13 protein-coding genes and 2 pseudogenes are annotated in these 19,712 nt (G+C 64.0%); 12 read left to right on the top strand and 3 right to left on the bottom strand.

The genetic code is table 11. The features are described 5' to 3' along the window. The first annotated feature begins 4 nt into the window (after nucleotides 1-4). The 5 genes from AC5RWD_RS18015 (at nucleotide 5) to AC5RWD_RS17995 (ending at nucleotide 4,619) form a co-directional block, all read left to right on the top strand. Entirely contained in the window at nucleotides 5-679 is a 675-nt protein-coding gene (locus tag AC5RWD_RS18015) for an arsenate reductase/protein-tyrosine-phosphatase family protein (protein WP_494021316.1), read from the top strand. Nucleotides 680-880: 201 nt separating this feature from the next. Continuing rightward, nucleotides 881-1,303, top strand: a complete 423-nt coding sequence (locus tag AC5RWD_RS18010) for an arsenate reductase ArsC (RefSeq protein WP_494021315.1) — start codon at nucleotides 881-883, stop codon at nucleotides 1,301-1,303. 29 nt (nucleotides 1,304-1,332) lie between these two features. Next, nucleotides 1,333-2,340: a thioredoxin-disulfide reductase gene (gene trxB, locus AC5RWD_RS18005; protein WP_494021314.1), complete on the top strand. Its 1,008-nt coding sequence runs from the start codon at nucleotides 1,333-1,335 to the stop codon at nucleotides 2,338-2,340. Between the two features lie 183 nt (nucleotides 2,341-2,523). Beyond that, nucleotides 2,524-3,927, top strand: a complete 1,404-nt coding sequence (locus tag AC5RWD_RS18000; protein WP_494021313.1) for an FAD-dependent oxidoreductase — start codon at nucleotides 2,524-2,526, stop codon at nucleotides 3,925-3,927. A 32-nt stretch (nucleotides 3,928-3,959) separates the two neighbouring features. Beyond that, entirely contained in the window at nucleotides 3,960-4,619 is a 660-nt protein-coding gene (locus AC5RWD_RS17995; RefSeq protein ID WP_494021312.1) for an arsenate reductase ArsC, read from the top strand. A gap of 259 nt (nucleotides 4,620-4,878) precedes the next feature. Here AC5RWD_RS17995 and AC5RWD_RS17990 read toward each other — a convergent pair whose 3' ends face one another. Then, nucleotides 4,879-9,126 carry a Pls/PosA family non-ribosomal peptide synthetase gene (locus AC5RWD_RS17990; RefSeq protein ID WP_494021311.1) on the bottom strand — a complete coding sequence of 1,416 codons (4,248 nt, stop codon included), beginning with the start codon at nucleotides 9,124-9,126 and terminating at the stop codon, nucleotides 4,879-4,881. 893 nt (nucleotides 9,127-10,019) lie between these two features. On the opposite strand from AC5RWD_RS17990, the gene AC5RWD_RS17985 reads away from it, so the two are divergent. The 6 genes and pseudogenes from AC5RWD_RS17985 (at nucleotide 10,020) to AC5RWD_RS17960 (ending at nucleotide 14,133) form a co-directional block, all read left to right on the top strand. Continuing rightward, nucleotides 10,020-10,667: a matrixin family metalloprotease gene (locus tag AC5RWD_RS17985; RefSeq protein ID WP_494021310.1), complete on the top strand. Its 648-nt coding sequence runs from the start codon at nucleotides 10,020-10,022 to the stop codon at nucleotides 10,665-10,667. Between the two features lie 538 nt (nucleotides 10,668-11,205). Continuing rightward, a pseudogene (locus AC5RWD_RS17980) lies at nucleotides 11,206-11,274 on the top strand (dihydrofolate reductase family protein); the annotation flags it as partial. A 67-nt stretch (nucleotides 11,275-11,341) separates the two neighbouring features. Next, nucleotides 11,342-11,542, top strand: coding sequence for a hypothetical protein (locus AC5RWD_RS17975; RefSeq protein WP_494021309.1), 201 nt, complete (start codon nucleotides 11,342-11,344; stop codon nucleotides 11,540-11,542). Between the two features lie 176 nt (nucleotides 11,543-11,718). Next, a pseudogene (locus tag AC5RWD_RS17970) lies at nucleotides 11,719-12,316 on the top strand (recombinase family protein). Between the two features lie 3 nt (nucleotides 12,317-12,319). Then, nucleotides 12,320-13,705: a TnsB C-terminal domain-containing protein gene (locus tag AC5RWD_RS17965; protein WP_494021346.1), complete on the top strand. Its 1,386-nt coding sequence runs from the start codon at nucleotides 12,320-12,322 to the stop codon at nucleotides 13,703-13,705. A 2-nt stretch (nucleotides 13,706-13,707) separates the two neighbouring features. Further along, nucleotides 13,708-14,133 (top strand): AAA family ATPase, encoded by a 426-nt coding sequence (locus AC5RWD_RS17960; RefSeq protein ID WP_494021308.1) that lies wholly within the window; start codon nucleotides 13,708-13,710, stop codon nucleotides 14,131-14,133. A 705-nt stretch (nucleotides 14,134-14,838) separates the two neighbouring features. On the opposite strand, the gene AC5RWD_RS17955 is transcribed toward AC5RWD_RS17960, so the two are convergent. Further along, nucleotides 14,839-15,165 carry a hypothetical protein gene (locus AC5RWD_RS17955; RefSeq protein ID WP_494021307.1) on the bottom strand — a complete coding sequence of 109 codons (327 nt, stop codon included), beginning with the start codon at nucleotides 15,163-15,165 and terminating at the stop codon, nucleotides 14,839-14,841. A gap of 235 nt (nucleotides 15,166-15,400) precedes the next feature. Between AC5RWD_RS17955 and AC5RWD_RS17950 the strand changes: the two genes are divergently transcribed. Continuing rightward, nucleotides 15,401-15,940, top strand: a complete 540-nt coding sequence (locus AC5RWD_RS17950) for a DUF488 domain-containing protein (protein WP_494021306.1) — start codon at nucleotides 15,401-15,403, stop codon at nucleotides 15,938-15,940. Nucleotides 15,941-16,364: 424 nt separating this feature from the next. Here the strand turns inward: AC5RWD_RS17950 and AC5RWD_RS17945 are convergent, their stop codons facing one another. Further along, nucleotides 16,365-19,712 carry a tetratricopeptide repeat protein gene (locus AC5RWD_RS17945; protein ID WP_494021305.1) on the bottom strand — a complete coding sequence of 1,116 codons (3,348 nt, stop codon included), beginning with the start codon at nucleotides 19,710-19,712 and terminating at the stop codon, nucleotides 16,365-16,367.

Raw genomic sequence — 19,712 nt, 5'->3', positions numbered from 1 at the left:
GTCAATGAAAACTGACCCAGTGGACGCTTTCCGGGCGCGGGTTGCTAAGCACGCGGCCCTCGCTGATCCAGCACGGCTGCGCATTGTCGATCTGCTGACCTTGGGGGACTTCTCCCCGACGGAACTGCAGGCCGAGCTGGGCATGCCCTCCAACCTGCTCTCCCACCATCTGCGCACCTTGGAGGGGGCGGGCCTGACCACCCGCCACCGCTCCGAAGCCGACAGGCGCCGCAGCTACATCCGCCTCGCCGCCGGCGCCCTCGATGGTCTCGCGCCCGGCGTGGAGCACGGCGCCAGTCGTGTCCTGTTCGTTTGCACCCGCAACAGTGCCCGGTCCCAGCTGGCCGCCGCCCTCTGGCAGCAGGTCAGCGACATCCCGTCCGCCTCTGCAGGAACGCACCCGGCCGAGCGCATCGCGGAGGGAGCCGTCGACGTCGCCCGCCGACACGGACTGAACCTCGCAAACCGGTCTCCGCGGAGCCTGGACGAGGTGGCAGGCCACGGGGACTTCGTTGTGACCGTGTGCGACAACGCTCACGAGGAACTTACCGGCCTTGCCGGCATTCACTGGTCCGTGCCGGATCCGCTGCGGAGCAACACCGAGGAAGCCTTCGAGAACGCCTTCACCGACATCTCCCACCGCATCAACGGCCTCGCGCCTAGGATGCACGCCGCCTAAACCCCAGGCAAGCGCCCCGAGGGCCGCCGATCCGGGCCGAGGACAAAACCGACCTGACGTGAATATTGACAACCATCAATCTATCGTCCGATACTCCATATATCGATCAACATCAATATTCAGTGAGCGATGCAGGACGTGCCGGGCGTGATGACACCAAGACCGTTTCACCCATCACCTAACTGATTCCAGGAGAAAACCGTGAGCACCGAAACCGCCAAGAAGCCCTCCGTCCTGTTCGTCTGTGTCCACAACGCCGGCCGCTCCCAGATGGCCGCAGCGTTCCTGACCACCCTCGGCAAGGGAGAGATCGAGGTCCGCTCCGCCGGGTCCCAGCCCGCCGACAAAATCAACCCCGCTGCCGTCGAGGCCATGGCCGAGGTCGGCATCGACATGTCCGCCGAGGTTCCCAAGGTTCTCACCACCGAAGCCGTGAAGGAGTCGGACGTGGTGATCACCATGGGTTGCGGCGACGAGTGCCCTTACTTCCCCGGTAAGCGCTACGAGGACTGGGTCCTGGAAGACCCGGCCGGCAAGGGCGTGGAGTCCGTCCGGCCCATCCGCGACCAGATCAAGACCCGGATCGAGGGCCTGATCGAGTCCCTCATCCCCGCTGCCAAGTAACGCCGTCCCGGACACCAGGAGAGACACCCGTGAGCAGCAACACCAAGACCCCCACAGAGGCCACCAGCGAGCAGCTGATCATCGTTGGCTCCGGACCCGCCGGCTACACTGCCGCGATCTATGCCGCCCGGGCCGGGCTGAAGCCGTTGGTCCTGGCCGGCTCGGTCACCGCGGGCGGCGCGCTGATGAACACCACAGAGGTGGAGAACTTCCCCGGCTTCCCGGAGGGCGTCCAGGGCCCGGAGCTGATGGACGGCCTGCAGCAGCAGGCGGAGAAGTTCGGCGCGCAGGTGGTGTTCGACGACGCCACCTCAGTCGAGCTGAAGGATCACCTCAAGCGCGTGGTCACCGGCGCCGGGGACGTCCACGAAGCACCGGCGGTCATTCTCGCCACCGGCTCCGCGTACAAGGAGCTCGGCCTGCCCGAGGAGAAGAAGTTCAGCGGCCACGGCGTCTCCTGGTGCGCCACGTGCGACGGGTTCTTCTTCCGCGACCAGGACATCGTCGTGGTTGGCGGCGGGGATTCCGCGATGGAGGAGGCCACGTTCCTGACCCGCTTCGGGAAGACGGTCACAGTCGTGGTCCGCAAGGGCGAGCTGCGCGCCTCACGCATCATGGCTCAGCGGGCCAAGGACAACCCGAAGATCAGCTTCGCGTGGAACTCCGCCGTCACCGCCATTCACGGTGATGGGAAAGTCTCCGGGGTGACGCTCACGGATACGCGCACGGGGGAAGCCCGGCACCACGCCGCCACGGGTATCTTCGTGGCGATCGGGCACGTGCCGCGCACCGAGCTGGTGGCCGGGCAGGTGGAGCTCGACGGGGACGGCTATATCAAGGTCGATTCACCTACCACCGTCACCAACCTGAGCGGTGTGTTCGCATGCGGCGACGCCGTGGACCACCGCTACCGCCAAGCGATCACCGCCGCCGGCACCGGGTGCGCCGCGGCCCTCGACGCCGAGCGCTACCTCGCCGCGTTAGAGGACGCGGACAGCATCGCCACGGCACTAGTCGAGGAACCTATCCACGCCTAACCCGGAACAGGGGAGGAGGTGAGCTGAATGACTACCGGATGCTGCGGCGACTCAGGTTGCTGCGACGACGATCAGGACTGCTGCTAACCACCCCCGGACACCTGCCGGCCCCCGAACACCCAAGGGGGCCGGCTGGTCCCGCCCGTACCTAAGCCGCCACACCTATAGATGAAAGAGGACAGCATGGATTCGACGAAGAGCCTTCCGGTGGCCGTCATCGGCGCCGGCCCGATCGGCCTGGCCGCCGCGGCCCACCTGCTCGAACGCGGCCTGGAGCCGCTGGTCTTCGAGACAGGTCCGACGGCGGGTGCGGCCATTGAGCAGTGGCGCCACATCCGGCTGTTCTCACCCTGGCGGTACAACACCGACGCCGCCGCCCTCCGCCTACTCGAAGCAGCCGGCTGGACATCACCACGGCCCACCGCGCTGCCGTACGGCGGGGAACTCATCGACAACTACCTCGCACCACTGGCCGCGCTCCCGGCCATCAGCTCGCGGCTGGAGACCGGTGCCCGCGTCATCGCCGTGACCCGGCAGGGGCTGGATAAGACCCACGTCCGCAACCGCGACACCACACCCTTCACCGTGCGCGTCGAGCACGCCGACGGCGAAACCCGCGACCACACCGTGGCCGCCGTCATCGACGCCTCCGGCACCTGGTCCACCCGCAACCCGCTGGGCACCTCCGGCCTGCCCGCCATCGGCGAGGACACCGCGGCAGACCGGATCTCCGCCCCGCTTCCCGACGTCACCGGCCGCGACCGCGCAGCCTTCGCCGGCAAGCGTGTCCTGGTGGTCGGGGCCGGGCACTCCGCCGCCAACACCCTCATCAGCCTATCCGAGCTGGTCAGGGACGAACCGGAGACGAGGATTCTGTGGGCCGTCCGGGGCTCCTCTGCGGCGAAGGTCTACGGCGGCGGAGATGCCGACGGGCTCCCCGCCCGGGGCCAGCTCGGCGGCCGGCTCCGGCGCCTCGTGGAAGCCGGCAAGATCGAACTGCACACCGGCTTCGGCATCGCTTCCCTCAAAGCGCTGGACTCCGGCGTGACCGTCGGAGCCGTCGACGGAAGCACCCTGGACGCCGACGTCGTGGTGCCCTGCACCGGCTTCCGTCCGGACCTGGACATCCTGCGCGAACTCCGGCTCAACCTGGACCCCGCCGTCGAGGCCCCGGTGGAACTCGGCCCGCTGATCGACCCCGAATTCCACTCCTGCGGCACCGTCCCCCCGCACGGCGCCAGGCTGCTGGCGCACCCGGAGAAGGACTTCTACATCGTGGGCATGAAATCCTACGGCCGGGCCCCCACCTTCCTGCTGGCCACCGGCTACGAGCAGGTCCGCTCCGTCGCCGCCGCCCTCGCCGGCGACCGCGAAGCCGCCGACACCGTCCACCTCGAACTCCCCGAAACCGGCGTCTGCTCCACCGACGCCGGCACCAGCTGCGACGTCCCCGCACCTGCCAAAACAGCGACAGCCGGAACATCGACCGCCGAAGCCTCTGCTGAAGGCGGCTGCTGGGGCACGCCGGAACCGGTGCTGGTCGGTTTCCCCACCGGGCTGACCCACGGCCGCTCCGGCACCAACTGACCGACAGTAAACCCAACCATTGGAGTGCTGCCATGACCGAGAACCGTGAGACCAGCCTGGGCCTGCAGGACAACACCGAGGTCCTGCACCGGATCAGCGCCCGCCTCGGCGAAAGATTCGCCGGGATCTTCGCCGCCGAAACCGTCGAACGCTATGTCTTCGAGTCCTACACAGCCCTGGCCCGGACCGCGAGAATCACCACCTACCTGCCCGCCACCACCGAGCACTTCGCCAGCGACCGGCTCAGCGCGCTGGCCAAGTCCAAGGGAGCTATCGCCTCCGAGGTGCCCGAGGTCTTGTTCGTCTGTGTGCAGAACGCGGGCCGGTCCCAGATGGCCGCCGCCCTGCTTACCGTCGAAGCTAAGGGCAGGATCCACGTCCGCTCAGCAGGCTCCCTGCCGGCCGCCGAACTCGATCCCGCCGTCGTGGCCGTGATGACCGAGATGGGTCTGGACCTGTCACAGAACTACCCCAAGCCGCTCACCGACGACGTCGTGCGTGCCTCCGATGTTGTCATCACCATGGGCTCCGGGGACTCCTGCCCCATCTACCCCGGCAAACGCTACGAGGACTGGGACCTGCCAGACCCGGCCGACCAGCCCCTCGACACGGTCCGGGAAATCCGCGACAAGATCCACGTCCGGGTCAAAACCCTGGTCGACTCACTCACAAAGGAAACAACGCCCTCATGACCCAGAAACACCCTGCTGTCCTGTTCGTCTGCAGCAAGGTTCGAATGATCTGCCACCCTATTAGATCAGGGTGCAGCCGAATAGGTGCAAAACGGATTGACAGCGCTGCTGACGGCTCGGTCATCGCCGTAGCTTTTTGCGCCTTCACCGCCAAAAAAGCATCAAGGAGGAGCGCAGCCAGACGCCGACTAAGAGCGTAGCTCCCGCGGTTCGCGTTCAACGTTGCCTATGATCTCTAAGCAGAGACGTACTCACTCGTCTAAGATCCGGTCAGTGCCGATTCGCGTTGCCGCGGCACCCGGGACCGCACTTTCCTGTGGGTGCCGCTTGAGGGTTTCCGGTCTCCGCGCGCTGTCCTGTCGGTTGCCCTGTGACGCGGTCCTCCGGTCGTGGGGGGCGCCCATCGTGCGGGATCCGGCGCCTCGCGGGCCGGGTTGCCAGCGAATACTGCGCCTTCGGGCACGTCCTCGCCCTTCATCAGGAAGGCGTCGGCCTTGAGTGTGGTTCCATGGTGCATGGTCACGCCGTAATGGACGAAGGCGGTGACTCCGAGTGAGCAGCGGTTGCCCAGCACGATGTGGTCGGATTTGAAGGTTCCGTCTTCGAGGGAGTGGCTCTGGATGGCTGTGCCTTCGTTGAGGGCGCAGTCATCACCGATCGTGACCAGGGTTTTCTCCGTCACGTCGACGCCGGCATCGTAGAGTCGCTTGCCGACCCTGACGCCGAGCATCCGCCAGATGATCGGCTTGAAGGGTGTCCCGTTGAACGGCGGGATGGCCAGCAGCTTCCACAGTCGTTCGTGGTGCCAGAAGTACGGGTCGTAGATGGAGCAGTATTGAGGCTTCAGGCGGCCGAAGCCCAATACAGAGCGCTCCACCACCACGGTGAAGAGGATGTTGAAGACGAGGAACGCCAGCGATGCGAGGGCCACGGCCAGCACGCCGAGGATCTCGTAAAAGGACACGGCCACCGCGCCGGCGACGGTGGCGGTGAAAAGCTGGAACCACCGCACGGTAAGGAACAGCCCCATAGTCAGGATATTGTGCCGGTTCTTCGCCGGAAGGAGCCGGTTTTTCGCCTCCGCGATCTTCAGCTCATCAAACTGGGCGTCCCGTTGCACGGACCGGGGAATCTCGAAGGCTGGTGATCCGAGCAGGCCGACGTCGGATCGGACCGGGCCGTCTATCGGAATCATCGCTTTCGTTGCCAGCAGGCAGTTCTCCCCGACACGCGCTCCGGGGGGGAAGGTGAGATCGTTGCCGAGGAAGTTGCGGCCGGCGATCCTGACGCGTGTGACCCGGAAGGATGAGCTGGTGAAGTCGCCGTTCATGAGGTTCAGACCGTCGGAGACCATGGTTCCGGATCCGACGGAGGACAGATAGGGCGACTCGTGGGCAACCTCAGGGCCAAAGTTGGATCCGGTCTGTTCGACCTTGCCCAGGTCATAGCCGAGGGCCTGCAGGTAGTGCACGATGTAGGAGCTGTCGCCGAACAGGTCCCTGTACAGTTTGGCGTTCGTGATCCGGGCGATCATGCGCTGAATCGTAAAATGCACGCCGTAGAGCGGATAGACGATGTCGGGTTTGAGGAAGCGGTTCAGCAGGCGTGGGACGGTGAAGACATAGACCAGCCCGGTGATCAGGCTCAGAATGAACAAGACCAGGCTTGCGGCCATAACGTGGAAAAAGAAGTTGGGCTCGCCAAGATTCAGGTCGTCGGTCGCCAGATAGGCGGGCAGCAGCGCGGCCAGCACGAGGATACCGCCGGGAATAACCAGGACAAGCCGGTTGACCAGCTGGAGCAGGCTGAAGATGACTCGCCGGCGGGTGCTGCAGTTCTTGGCGGGGACCCGCCGGTAGTCCGTGCTGGTGCGCGCGGCGGGGGTCCCGTGCCAAGTCTCTCCCGCCGGTATGGACTGCGACGTCTGCAGTGACGAGGCGTGCCCGAGCTGGGTGTCGTTTCCCATTGAGGTGCCGATATCGAGGGTGGTTTTCTCCGAGACAAGGACGTTTCTGCCCAGGGTTACCGGTCCTGTCTCGATGACCCCGGACCGTGCCCGGTAGCAGAGAAAGTAGGAGTTCTTATGGATGACGGTGTCGTCACCGATCGTGAGCAGGTCCGTGCACACCGGCACCGTGCGGGAGAAGATCGCCACGCCTTTTCCGATTTTGGCTCCCAGGAGGCGCAGGTAGAACACGTAGAGCGGTGATCCGACGAACATCACGAGGGGGTTGGCCCGGGTCAGTGTCTTCACGGCCCAGAAACGGATGTACGCGAGGCTCCAGATCTGTATCTCTCGCGGCTTCCAGCGGCCGACCAGGACCCACTTCATGATGATTGGGGAGACGGACAGTGCCAGGAATGTGGCGGCGCCGAAGCCGATGGACCGGAGCCACATGTCCAGTGGATCGGTCCCGGCCGAAACCCACTCGAAGCCGATGACAAGCAGGAAGGCAGCGTACATGGTGTAGCCCAGGAAAATCAGCAGCTGGATGGCCCCGCAAAGCACGTATTTGAATGTGCTGGGGAGTCTCGCCGGTTCCGATGCCACCTGCTCCGTCCCGGGGCGGACAGGTGCAGGATCTGCTGCAGTCCTTGCTGTGAGCAGCAGGGCCAGCTGCCGGATGGTCGGGTGTTGGTAAATGTCCTGCATGGCCGCGGCCGGCAGCTCGGTTTCTTTTCTGGCGCGGGCGCAGAAGTGAGCCATCAGCAGGGAGTTCGCGCCGAGGTCGTTGAAAAAGTGTGCGTCGGTCGAGACCCGCTCCAGACCGAGGACTGCGCCGAGCTGTTCCGCCAGGGCTTCTTCGGCGGCTGTCACCGGGGCGGTGTAGGGGCCTGTGCCGGCCAGACTGAGCCTGTGGGTGGGCTGGGGTAAACGCTTCCGGTCCGCCTTGTTGCTGGCCATCAGGGGGATGGACTCGAGCTCTTCGAAGTAGGCAGGGACCATGTAGCCGGGAAGCCGGGTGCGGAGCATCCGGTAGATCTCATGTGCATCGATGCTCACGACATCCTGCCGCAGGGTGTAATAAGCGGCCAGCTCCACCATCCCAGGCTCGGGTTCATAAGTATCGACGACGGCCTGCGCGATTCCGGGCAGCTGCAGGAGAAAGGATTCGACTTCGGTCAGCTCGATGCGGTAGCCGCGGATCTTGACCTGGGTGTCGATGCGGCCCAGATATTCGACGTCCCCGTCCGCGTTGATCCGGCCCAAGTCCCCGGTACGGTAAATCCGGCCGGAGGGATTGTTGCCGATTCCAAGAAAGTCGGGAATGAAGGCCCTGTCAGTCAAATCCGGGCGGTTAACATATCCCCGTGCCAGCCCGACCCCTGCCAAGCCAATCTCCCCCGTTTCACCGGCCGGCAGCGCGCGGCACTCCTCGGGATCCAGGATGACAGCCGAGTAGGTGGGAAGGGGCACGCCCAGGGACACCGGCCTGTCGGGGTCGACCAGGGCCCAGGTGGCGGTGACCGTGGCCTCGGTTGGTCCGTAGACATTCAGGAACCTCCGACCCGGGCGGTGCCACCTCGTGACCAGGTCTTTCGGGCAGGCTTCCCCGGAGACCAGCAGGAACCGGAGAGCGGGCAGGTCCTCGTCGATGGTCGCCAACAGCGTCGGCACGCAGCACAGGGCCGTGATGCGTTGTTCGGTCAGATACTCGGCCAGCTCGGCGCCCAGCAGGCTGGACCCTCCGGGTTTGGGTACGAGCGTGGCCCCGGCCATCCAGGACACCCAAATTTCCTCCACCGAGAAGTCAAAGGCGATCGTCATGCCCTGGTACACGCGGTCGGTCGGTTCAACGCCATACACGTCGGAGGCAACTCGGACAAAGTTGCAGATACTGGCATGCTCTACGGCCACGCCCTTAGGCCGGCCGGTCGATCCCGACGTGTAAATGATATACGCCAGCTCATCCTCCACCCCGCCCATATCCAACTGGTCCAGACGGGAAGGGTTCTCGGCCTCGACATGTGCACGCACGTGGTCAAGACACACCGTCAGGGCAGCCACTTCCGGCAAAAGATCCTTCAGGTGAGAGAGCGAGAGGATCACCGTCACATCGGCATCTTCAACAATGTATTTCAGGCGGTCAGCGGGAAACCCGGGATCCAGCGGCACGTAGGCCGCGTGGACCTTCAGCACCGCCAGCATCGCGACGTATGCCTGCGAGGGCTGATCGAAGAGCAGCGCAATCCGGTCCCCCGGCCGCGCACCGCAGGTCAGCAGGTGGCGAGCGAGCTGGTTCGCCCGCCGATCCAGCTCCGGGTAACTCCAGGCGGCGTGCCCCGCATCCAGCGCCAGGTGGTGGCCGAGCCCCTCATTGCGAAGCCGATCGCACCGATCCTCGAACAACTGATGGAGCCGCTCACCAGGGCGCCAGCGCGCTCCCTGGTCCACCGCGGCGCAGGTCAGGACCGCCCCCGTGGCTGAAACCGCACCCGTGGACAGTTCGCCCCGCAGCTCGGCGGGGCGAACCGCGTCAATCGTTGTCCTCGTCTTTTTCCTCATATCGCCCGTTCTTTCCTTCGAAGTGACTAACTGAGCAGCCGCTCAGCCGGCCCGCTGCTCAGACCAGCTGCCGTTCTCCTGCGGATCGCGATGCCTACTGCCGTTCGCGGGGGCAGGAAGTAATGGTCGACACTGTCCCTGCAGATGTCGTCAATTCCTGGCGGCAGCTCGGGGCGGGCCGCCCGGCGCGCTGCCACCAGCTGGCGTGAGCGCAGTGAAGCGTCGGGGCTTCGCGTTCTCGCACGCCGGGGGTCAGACCCGCGCCGACGCTGTAACGACGTCCTCATGTCCGTCAGCTGGTGTGATGGATATGTTGATGACTTCGAGGTCGTTTGCCGCCCTTGGACAGGCCTTGGACACGGTACAGAAAACGTCCGCAGGCAACAGCTATGAACCTGCACTCCCCACGTTCAGAACTGGTCATCCGAGGGTTCCTTCTTGCCTCGGCGAGGGCCCCGGCCCTGGGTCCGGAACCCAGCTGACTTCGGGAACAGTGCCGCAAGACCGAAAGTCGCAGCACACGCGAGAAGGATGAATATTGTTTTTCCGGCATCAGGTGCTTTTCGTGCATAGCGCAATATCCCAATCCCCTGAACAGCGAGTCTGCGCATGGTGTGATCGTCCGATCCTTGGCAACGACAATAGGGACGACAATCCTCAGACGCACCAGTACCCGCTACTTGCCTTTCTGAATGACCGGCCACTGGCATACCTGCATTCACACGGATTAACTACTTGGTAACTCTTCGCGTGCGGTCGTGATCGCTCTTCGCGGAGCTCCAAACTCATTCAAAGGCCTGTTCAAGTCATCTTTGATAAGCTACGATTACTCGACTTTCCGAGGGAGGAACTGGTCAATTGCGGCATAAAGCTGTTGCCGACTGGAGCCGGCCATGAAACGCCGCCCCTTGGCCCTTTATCTGGTCGCCCTCGCGATTGTGGTGGTGCTTTGGGCGTGCTCTTCATCGTCGGTTCCGGCGCGTTCTGAAGCCCTAGCCCATGCCAGCGAGTGCGCGTTGACGCGAAATGGCGAACAGCACGACATGGATCCCGAGGATGCGCCCGAGAAGCCCTGGCCTCATACGGACGGTGTCGAAGTAACTGTCCACTTTGAAACCACAGGACTGTCCGGCCGGTACGAGAGGCTGGTGGAAGATGCGGCGTCCATCTGGTCCGCCAGCCCGTGCATTGAGGCTCTGGCCGTTGAGGAATGCAAGGAAGGCGGAAACTGCGTCACCGTCGAAGAAAAAGTCTCCCCGAACGAGCGGGGAACTGACGGTGAGTTCCGCGGAAGGGCCACGGGTGGCAGACGGTCCGGCGGGACCATCACCCTCTACACCAGGCCGCTTGACCGGTCCAGCGACAACGGGGCACTGGCTACCGTCGTCCATGAGATGGGCCACGCGTTAGGACTCGTTCATCGCACGGACCGGAATACCGTCATGAATGAAACCACCAATGACAACACGAACCCCGTTCCCGATGCCATCGACTTCACTAACCTCGCCGTCATATACGGAGCGCCCGCCCCAAATGAATGAAGAACGTTGGCACTCAGACCGCAATGCAGCGAAGCCGCACCGAGGAACTATTTAGCTACCTGACAAGCACGCCGCGGCGACTTCGACATCTGTGAATTGGGAAATACCTTGGTCTCCCGGCTACCCCTGGCTATCCGACCGAAGCCCTGGCACACCTGCCGGACAGCACATTCCCGCAGTTGGCCACCGGGGCGGTTTCCGGTACGGGACCCGAGTCGCGAGCCCACAGCATCCATCATTGACCCGACGCTTTCCCTTTGTAAGGTACAAATGAGCTGCGTACACCAAGTTGCTGTATTTAAGCTGTCAATTTGCTGGGTCTAGCCTTTATGTGGCTGCGGATGCATTATTAACATCCTAATCGAAGCCTTCAATGATGAATGGTGGCAGTCATGGATGAAAACCAGAGGCGGAGGCCCTCAACTGTTGCGGTGCTGCTATGCGCACTTGTTCTCGCCGCCTTGGTGGCCTTGGTCTGGTACACCATGACAGCCTTCGACCCAGTGCTGAATGAATTCTGGAACAGACACTTCTAGCCGTGAACCTGGTAGAGACGCGGACGTTTCCCGGCGGCGTGGTCCTAACCAGGTACGAGACGAGGCGCTGAGCGCGATTCCTCCGGGCGGTGGGGGAAATAGATCCACCACCAGCGGCCCCACGTCGGTGGCCCGCAGATGACCACATTGGCCGACAGCTACGATTCCGCCGGGAAAACCATCCATCCGGTCACGACCTACGCCATGAGGGGCCTGGGCAGCACTGAACAGGACTACGCAGAATCCTGCCGATCAGCGGTTATCGGTGAAGGACTCGCTGTCCGCGGAGAGGAAGTCAGAGACGCAATGCTCGCCGCCGAATCGTGGTGCGCCGGATAGGATTCCTCGAAAACTATGTCTCGTAAATCAAAAGCTTTTCGAGACACTGTTCGAGGGGTCGGGAGGAGCCAGCTGCGGACTGAGAAAACCGGGCTGGCCGATGTCCCGGAAACACGTCTCACCGTAAATCGTCTCAGCATAGCCTCGTGACGGACTTTTTGAGTCAGAATGGCTTGATGAGGCAATTGGGCTACACACGGGTGAGTACTTCGAACCAGGATGCCCAGCTGCAGCTCGACGCTCTGCTCTCCGTCGGCGTGCAAAAGCGCGACGTCTTCGCCGACGTAACCTCGGGAAGTAAGACGGCGATCGAACGGCCCCGGATGAAGAGGCTCCTCGAGTACGCCGAGGAGGGCGACACCGTCGTTGTGTGGCGGGTCGATCGGCTGGGCCGATCATTGATCGACGTGCTGAACACCGTGAACCTGCTGCGCGAACGCGGCGTCCAGGTCCGATCCCATCTCAGACGGTATCGACCCGGCGACCTCGACAGGTCGGTTGATGCTGAACATGCTCGCCACCTTGGCTGAATATGAGCGCGAGCTGATCGTCGAGCGGGTCAGTGCCGGCATCGCCGCCGCCAGACAGAACGGAACGCGCTTTGGCCGCCCGCTGACGGATCCGGATGTAACTGCAGACAAGCTGGCGATCGCGCAGGACGCCCGGGCGAAGGGACGCACCGCGGAAGACGCCGCCCGTCTCGTTGGATGGAGCCGTGCCACTCTCTACCGCCACCAGCAAGCCCTCGCCGCCCGCGAGAGCACCAGAACGTAGGTAATCCTGAACGGCGATGAGCGCTGGAAAGTCCTTCGACTTCACGTCGAGGACCAGATCCCGCTTGCCGCCCTCGCCCGTGAAACCGGGATCAGCACCCGCACTCTTCAACGTTGGCTTCGGCTCTACCGGGCTGGTGGTGCGAGTGCTCTCGACTTGGGACTGCGCGCCGATGCCGGCACGCGGCGCATAGACCCCGGATTGGTTAGGTTTATCGAGGGACTTGCACTGACGAAGCCCCGCCCGAGCATGGCAACGCTGCACAGACTCTCCGCGACCGAAGCGGGCAGAAGAGACGCGCTGGCGCCTAGCTACTCGGTTGTCCGCGGGATCGTCCAGGCACTGGACCCTGCCCTGGTGACCCTGGCTCTCGAAGGTCCCGCATCGTATAGGGACCGGCATGAACTTGTCCTTCGCCGCCGCGCCGACCGCCCAAACCAGATCTGGCAAGCGGACCACACCCAGCTCGACATCCTGATTAGCGGCGCCACCGGGAAACCTGACCGGCCCTGGCTGACGACAGTGATGGACGATTACTCCCGGGCGCTCTGTGGCTACACCGTCTTCACCGGTGCACCGTCAGCACTGAACACCGCTCTGGCACTCCGCCAGGCGATCTGGCGTAAGAGCGACCCCAGCTGGGCAATGTGCGGGCTGCCCGACATCCTGCACGTGGATCACGGCTCCGACTTCACCAGCCACCACCTCGAACGCACCGCCATCGAGCTGCACATCCGCATCATCCACTCGACCATCGGCCGTCCCCAGGGCAGAGGAAAGATCGAACGGTTCTTCGGGACCATCAACACCGAAGTTCTCTCCACCCTCCCCGGACACCTTGGGCCCGGGAACAGGAAACCACGCCCCACGCTCGATCTCCCGGGACTGGATCGCGCCATCGGAAGCTTCGTCGCCTCCTACAACGACCGGCCCCACAGCGAACTTGGTATCTCACCACGGGATGCTTGGGTTGCGGACGGTTGGCTTCCCCGGATGCCCGAATCCCTGGAGGACCTCGACGGACTCCTCCTGACAGTTCCAAAGAACCGGACCGTGCAACGCGACGGCATCCACTTTCAAGGCCAGCGCTACCTCTCGCCCACGCTGGCGCCCTTCGTGGGGCAAACCGTCACCATCCGCTACGACCCGCGGGACGTATCCGAGATCCGCGTCTATGACCACGACACGTTCGTCTGCGTCGCCATTGACGAAGATCACCCCAACCTTCGTTTGAGCCTGCGTGACATCGAGGCCGCACGCAGAGCGCGCCGGAGAGAACTGCGACGCACCATCAACGACCGCATTCCAACAGTCACCAGCCGTGACGAACCGCACATCACTGAACCAGTACGGCGCCGGCGCCGACTGCGCACCTACGAAGAGGACTAATGATGAACCCCACCTTCATCGTCACCAAGGAACACCGACGCTTCAACGAGTTCGCCAACGCAGTCCGAAAAGAACGAACAATAGGGATCTGCCACGGGGACGCCGGAGTGGGTAAAACACTCTCCGCGCGCCGCTACGCAAACTGGGATGACCTTGAGCCCTACATCACCGAGTGGGGACCACGCGGCGACCAGGACGAAAAGCACTACACCCTCGCCAACCGCTCCCGGACCGTGTTCAGCGACATCTGGGCGGGCTTTCGCGGGCAGTCTTGGATTCTGCAGGCGCTGGAGGCCCTCATTCTCCTGCCCTGGGTGGCCGGATTGTGGGTGTGGAACACCTCTTGGGATTTGTGGATTCGGGCTCTGATACTGATAGGGCTATTTTGGGTGAGCCTTTACTTGCTCTTCCCGTGGCGCTCGAACTGATCCGCGTCTGGACGCCCGGGCGCATCGGCTGAATCGAGTCACACCCACCAACGCGAGATGGGTCCGAACCCTTTGCTTATCGTGATCCAGATCCTTAGCCGCAAGGGCACGTCGGAGGCCGCCCCTTGAGCTGCAGCCGATCCGTCACGAGGTACCTCCGAGGAACATCGATAATGGAGATGCAGTCATGCTGGGGACGCGGTGGGCCTCTTGGCCGCCCGATGCCCGTGTGGGGCAAGGTTCGGTCATGCCTTCTTCCGTTGTCTCGCCCATGAGATGTTCGAAGGAGGTCGTAATCCTATGACGTTCGCTGAATTCCAGCCGGCTGTTGCTCCGCACAGAAATGCTCTGCCAATGTCGTTCGTCGGATTCCGGCTGAGCCCCGAAACATGCGTGCAAGGCAGACTGACGAAGAGCGTGGAGAAGGATTCTCCATGCCTCAGCGGGCCGTGGCAAGCTGCTGGGTGCTTTGGCAATATGACCCAAAAAGAGGGTGTGCACATTGTGCACACCCTGGGCTTCGGATTCGGTTGTACCAGCGTCGGACTGGGCCGGATTGGGGAAGTTTGCGGGGGAGTGGCGGGTTTCCAAGGGTTGGCGCCCGGTTCGAGTCCCACCTCGGGCACGTGTTTTCCCTGTTCAGGGGCTTTCTAGCCTCTGAGTGTGCACATATTGTTCACTTTTGGGCCCCCTCGGGGGCCTTTTTCATTGCTTGCCGGTGTTGTGGCCGGTTGCCTCCTTAGTTTCCTGGATCGATGGGTTGTTGTTCGATACAAGTTCATGGGTGTTCATGGCTCGGCCAACATGACCTGTGAAAAATTTGGCTGGGGGTTTTGTTGTTGCTTCCTTGGTGTTTACTGCGTTCCTCCTGTTCGGGCTTTTTGGTCGGCTGTTCACTTCTTCATGGTGGGTCTGGGGGAGGGCGGCATGACTTGCGCCCAACCGCTGGTAATCGGTGTCGGCGGCCGCCCCGAGGCTGTCCGCACTGGTGGCGGCCAGCCGCCGTGGTTCTACGGGCAGCATGATTCTCACTATCGTCCCTTCCCTGGAGCCAGGAATTTTTCCGTTTATAGCAGTTCATGGTTGCCGTCGTGCCCGGCTGCATGACGTTGTGGATTTTTTCCGAGGTCTCCTGAACTGAGGGATCCGCTGACTGGCTGGTCTTTCATACCTGTTCATTGCCAGCCTGTTCAGTGACTGCATGACCCGGACGGCGAGGTGCCGAGATGAACTGGCCTTGAGCTGTGACGGCGGTAGGCTCGAAGCCATGAGGTCCGAACCTGTGCTGCTGTTCACCGTGGGCCACGGTGCCTCCAGCGAGGAGGACTTTCGGACCTTGCTGCGGGCGGCGGAAGTTGTTTCTGTTGTCGATGTGCGGATTGGGCCGGGCAGTCGGAAGCATCCGCACTTCGGCAAAGATCGGTTGGAGGAGTGGCTGCCGGCGGCGGGGATCGCCTATCGCTGGGAGCAGCGGCTGGGCGGCTTCCGGAAGCTGCCGCCGGTCTCGCCAGACACTGCCTTGCGTAATGATTCCTTCCGGGCCTACGCGGCGTACATGCGCACGCCCGGCTTTGGCGCGGCGCTGGCCGAGGTGCTGGCGGAAGCAGCAGAACGGCGCATGGCCATCATGTGCAGTGAAACGGTCTGGTGGCGCTGCCATCGGCGGCTGATTTCAGACCATGCCTTGCTGCTCGACGGAGCGAAACCGGCGCACTTGATGCCGGCTGGCCGGATGACCCCGCATCAGGCGACCGGTGGCGTGAGAGTCGCGGAGGGCCAGCTCATGTATGACGTTGTTACCGAGTGACCGCCGATCCCCGTAGTGAGTAGCAGACAGGCGCCGGCAACAGAGCCCTGACATGTTGAGATCGAAGAGGTTCTCAAGCCGCCGACAGAAAAGAGCCGCCAGGGGACCGAACCCTGCCCTGACACCTCTGCAGGTTCATGCGTGTCAGGTTGAGGTGTACTTCAGCTTCCACCGCCCGAGCACTCGTAGTCAGGGGAAGAGCCTGAATCTTGGGGGATTGCTGATCCTGCATAGACGGCCTCTGATCGACGATCTTTCCCCTCACATGATTGATCGTCGTCCCTGTCATCGCGGTCGTGGACCGTCTCCTTTCGGATCAACCCGGACCCAAAGCGATATTGACAGTCCCACAGTCCCAAGGCGGCATGTCGTTAGACAAGAAAAGCGCGGACCAGAAGAGCAACAGGTACTTTAGGTCAGCCATCTAATGGTTCTTCTCCCGAGGTTCGGCTGCACCCAAACTGCGTGCTTTTTCTCGAGTGCCTTCGGCCCTGGCATTATGCCCGAGCTCGTGGAGGACAGCGGCCTGAATTAGTAAGGACGTGACGAGGTCGGCGGTGAACGCGGCAGGGTGGGCCTCGGCCAGATCCTGATACAGGTCTACAGCCTCTTGAATGGTTTGCAGGGCCCCGTTGTGATCCCCGTTGTCTGCGAGCCGAAGGGAGAGGTTGTGGAGTGACGAGGCAAGGTCGGGAATATAGGCTGCTGTGTGGACCTGGGCCAGTCCACGGTAAAGTGCGACGGACTCAAGGATGGCATGTAGGGCGCCCTTGTGGTCCCCGGCGGCCGCGAGGCGGTTTGAGAAATTGTTCAGCGACACGGCGAGACCAGGGGTGAAGGCTGCGGGCTGGGCGTCGGCCAGAGCCCGGCGGATGTTGACGGCTGCCTGTATGGCGTGCAGCGCCCCTTTGAGGTCCCCTCTGTCTGCGAGACGGTTAGACAGGACGTCTAGAGATGAGGCAAGGCCTGCGGTGAAGGCGGGGCGCTGGGCCTGGGCCAGGGTGTAGCGGATGTCGACGGCCTCGCGGATGGCACGCAGGGCCCTGTCAAGCTTGCCGGTGGCTGCGAGCCGAATTGACAGATTGTGTAGGGAGGTGGCGAGGTCCGGCGTGTATGCCGCGGGATGGGCTTGGGCCAGATCCCGGTACAAATCTGTTGCCTCTTCAATGGCCTGCTCCGCCCCGTCGAGGTTCCCGACCCCAACGAGTCCGCCGGCGAGGTTGTTCAGAGACATGGCGAGATCGGAAGTGTGGACGGCTGGGAAGGTCTCTGCCAGGTCCCGGTAGAGTTCTGTTGCCTCTTGTATGGCGTGCAGGGCGCCGTCGCGATCCCCGTTACCCGCAAGACAGGCAGCTAGGTTATTCAGGGATGCGGCAAGGTCAGGGGTGTGGGCGGCTGGATGAGTCTCTGCCAGGCCCCGGTACAGTTCTGTTGCCTCTTGTATGGCGTGCAGGGCGCCGTCGCGATCCCCGTTACCCGCAAGAGAGGCAGCTAGATTGTTCAGGGATGAGGCAAGGCCGGGGGTATAGGCGGCGGGGTGAGTCTCTGCCAAGCCGCGTCGGATGTCGGTGGCTTCGCTGGCGGCTTGCACAGCCTCGCCGTAGTCGCCGTTGTCCGAGAGACGGGTGGCGAGGTTATTCAGGGACATGGCTAAGTCGGGGTTGTAGGCCTCGGGGTCGACCCCTGCCAGTCCCCGGTGGATGTTGATGGCTTCGCGGACGGCGTGCAGGGCCCCCTCGCGGTTGCCTGTGCCCTCTAGTCCTCTAGCTAGGTTGTTTAGGGCTGAGGCGAGGTTGGGAGTGTAGGCGGCGGGGTCGGCCTGTGCCAAGTCCCGGTACAGCGCTGTGGCTTCTTGGATGGCGTGCAGGGCTCCGGTGCGGTCGCCGGTGTCCGCGAGGCGGTTGGCTAGGTTGTTTAGGCACATGGCGAGGTCGGCTGGTTCGGCCTCGGCCAAGCCTCGGTACAGTCCGACGGCTTCGCGGATAGCGGCCAGGGCTCCGATGCGGTCCCCCGTGGCGGCGAGACAATTGGCGAGGTTGTTCAGTGACCCGGCGAGGTCGGGAGTGTAGGCGGCTGGATCGGCCTGGGCCAAGCGTCGGCGGATGTCGACGGCTTCGCGGATGGTGTGCAGGGCGTCGGCGCGGTCCCCGATGTTCGCAAGTCGGTTGGAAAGTTCGTTCAATGCGCCTGCTAGGTCGGCTGCGGTGCTGGTGTTTGGGTTGGTTTGGGGTCGTAGCCATGAGGCGTGGTGTCGGGTGAGGGCGAGGGCGAGGCCGTTTAGGTGCGGGACGGAGCGGCGGGGCAGGGTGTTGAGGGACTCTGTCACGTCTCCGAGGTGGGGGCTGAGGGCATTGACGGCCTGGGCGAGGGCGGCGGCGATGGTGGGCCCGGCGGGCACGGCGGCTTTAGGGATCGCGGCTTCGTCGAGGGCGGTGCGGGTGAGTGCGGGGAGGGAGTCTTGGAGGGCGTGGGCGGCGATGGCGGTGAAGCCCGAATTCGCGTTCAGGGTTTGGTTTGTGGCGGCGATCCGGGCAAGGACGGTCAGGGGCTGGGCGGTGTTGGGGCCGCGTTCGGGGACGATGGAAGCGGCGAGGGCTTCGGGGAAGTCGGTGAGGGTGGTCGCGATGAGGTGTTCGCCGAGGAGGTCGGGTTCGAGCGGGTTCCAGAACCGGGGGCCGGGGTAGCAGCGCTGGTACCAGCGTGCCCAGGACATCCGGGTCCCGCTGGTTGTGTCTTGGAGGTCGGGCAGGTGGTGGAGGAGCCCCGCTGCCTCGGTTTCATCATCGGCTCCGGCGAGGGCGGCCATGGCGGCAGCGCGGCGGGTGACGGTGCCGTCGGCGTCGGAAGGCCGGTTGCTGCTGCGGTCCCAGTGGCTGGCTTCGTGGTCAAGGATTCCGTCGAGGAGGCCTTCGCGGGTGTCCGGCAGGGTCCTTCCGGGGTCATGCACGGCGAGGTATGCGGTCGCCGCGACCAGGAGCGGGTTCCCGAATCCGGCCGCGGCCAGGTTCGGGAGCGGCGGGGTCGCGGCGGAGGTGGTGCCGCCGGGTTGCTGCGGGCGTTCGGTGAACGCCTTCCAGCTGCTGCGGTACAGATCCTCCCGGTCGCCGAGGTCCCAGGCTGTTTCCTCGAGGATTATCTCGTGGGGGGCGGCGATGTCGAGGATGGCGTCGAGCTCGTCCTCGCCGGTGCGCAGCACATCGGTCCACGCCGTGCGCCGGGGGGCGCGGCGGACGAGGAGCAGGACCCGGATCCGGCGTGCTGGGCCGGCGGTGCGCTGCAGGGCGAGCAGGGCGGCCTCGAGTTCACTGGTGCGGGTCTCGGCGTAGTCGATAACAACCAGCATCCCGGGGCCGGTGCCGTTACCTGCTGTGACCTGTTCGGCCGGGACCGACTCGGGCGGGAAGGGGCCCAGGAGGCCCGCGGCCCAGTCCTCTCCGGCGGCAGCGCGGCACAGTTCCACGGCGAGGCGGGTCTTCCCGGACCCGCCCCGCCCACCAATAAGGCGGACGGAGAAGGGCTCCGGGGTGCTGAGCCAGCCGCGGAGCATCTCCATATGACCGGCGGGATCGAGGTACGGGACAACGGCCGCGCGGGCCCGCAACAGCCTCGCGGGCGACGTGACCGTAGGGGCCAAGGGCACCCAGGCGGGTTTGAGGCTGCACACGAACGGCCGCCCGCCATACACGATGGTGACCGTGGAATTGCTGACCGAGCCGAAGGCCGGGCTCTGGAACCCGCCAGTGCCCGCCGTTCCCCCGCCCACAACATCCAT

The organism is Arthrobacter sp. CMU6, assembly GCF_059090205.1.
This window is presented reverse-complemented; position numbering and strand designations above follow the sequence as displayed.

Excerpts from the sequence above, each read along its gene's own strand:
- AC5RWD_RS18015 (WP_494021316.1), top strand. The coding sequence starts at position 5 with ATGAAAACTGACCCAGTGGACGCTTTCCGGGCGCGGGTTGCTAAGCAC.
- AC5RWD_RS18000 (WP_494021313.1), top strand. The coding sequence starts at position 2,524 with ATGGATTCGACGAAGAGCCTTCCGGTGGCCGTCATCGGCGCCGGCCCG.
- AC5RWD_RS17995 (WP_494021312.1), top strand. The coding sequence starts at position 3,960 with ATGACCGAGAACCGTGAGACCAGCCTGGGCCTGCAGGACAACACCGAG.
- AC5RWD_RS17990 (WP_494021311.1), bottom strand. The coding sequence starts at position 9,126 with ATGAGGAAAAAGACGAGGACAACGATTGACGCGGTTCGCCCCGCCGAG.
- AC5RWD_RS17985 (WP_494021310.1), top strand. The coding sequence starts at position 10,020 with ATGAAACGCCGCCCCTTGGCCCTTTATCTGGTCGCCCTCGCGATTGTG.
- AC5RWD_RS17975 (WP_494021309.1), top strand. The coding sequence starts at position 11,342 with ATGACCACATTGGCCGACAGCTACGATTCCGCCGGGAAAACCATCCAT.
- AC5RWD_RS17960 (WP_494021308.1), top strand. The coding sequence starts at position 13,708 with ATGAACCCCACCTTCATCGTCACCAAGGAACACCGACGCTTCAACGAG.
- AC5RWD_RS17950 (WP_494021306.1), top strand. The coding sequence starts at position 15,401 with ATGAGGTCCGAACCTGTGCTGCTGTTCACCGTGGGCCACGGTGCCTCC.
- AC5RWD_RS17945 (WP_494021305.1), bottom strand. The coding sequence starts at position 19,712 with ATGGATGTTGTGGGCGGGGGAACGGCGGGCACTGGCGGGTTCCAGAGC.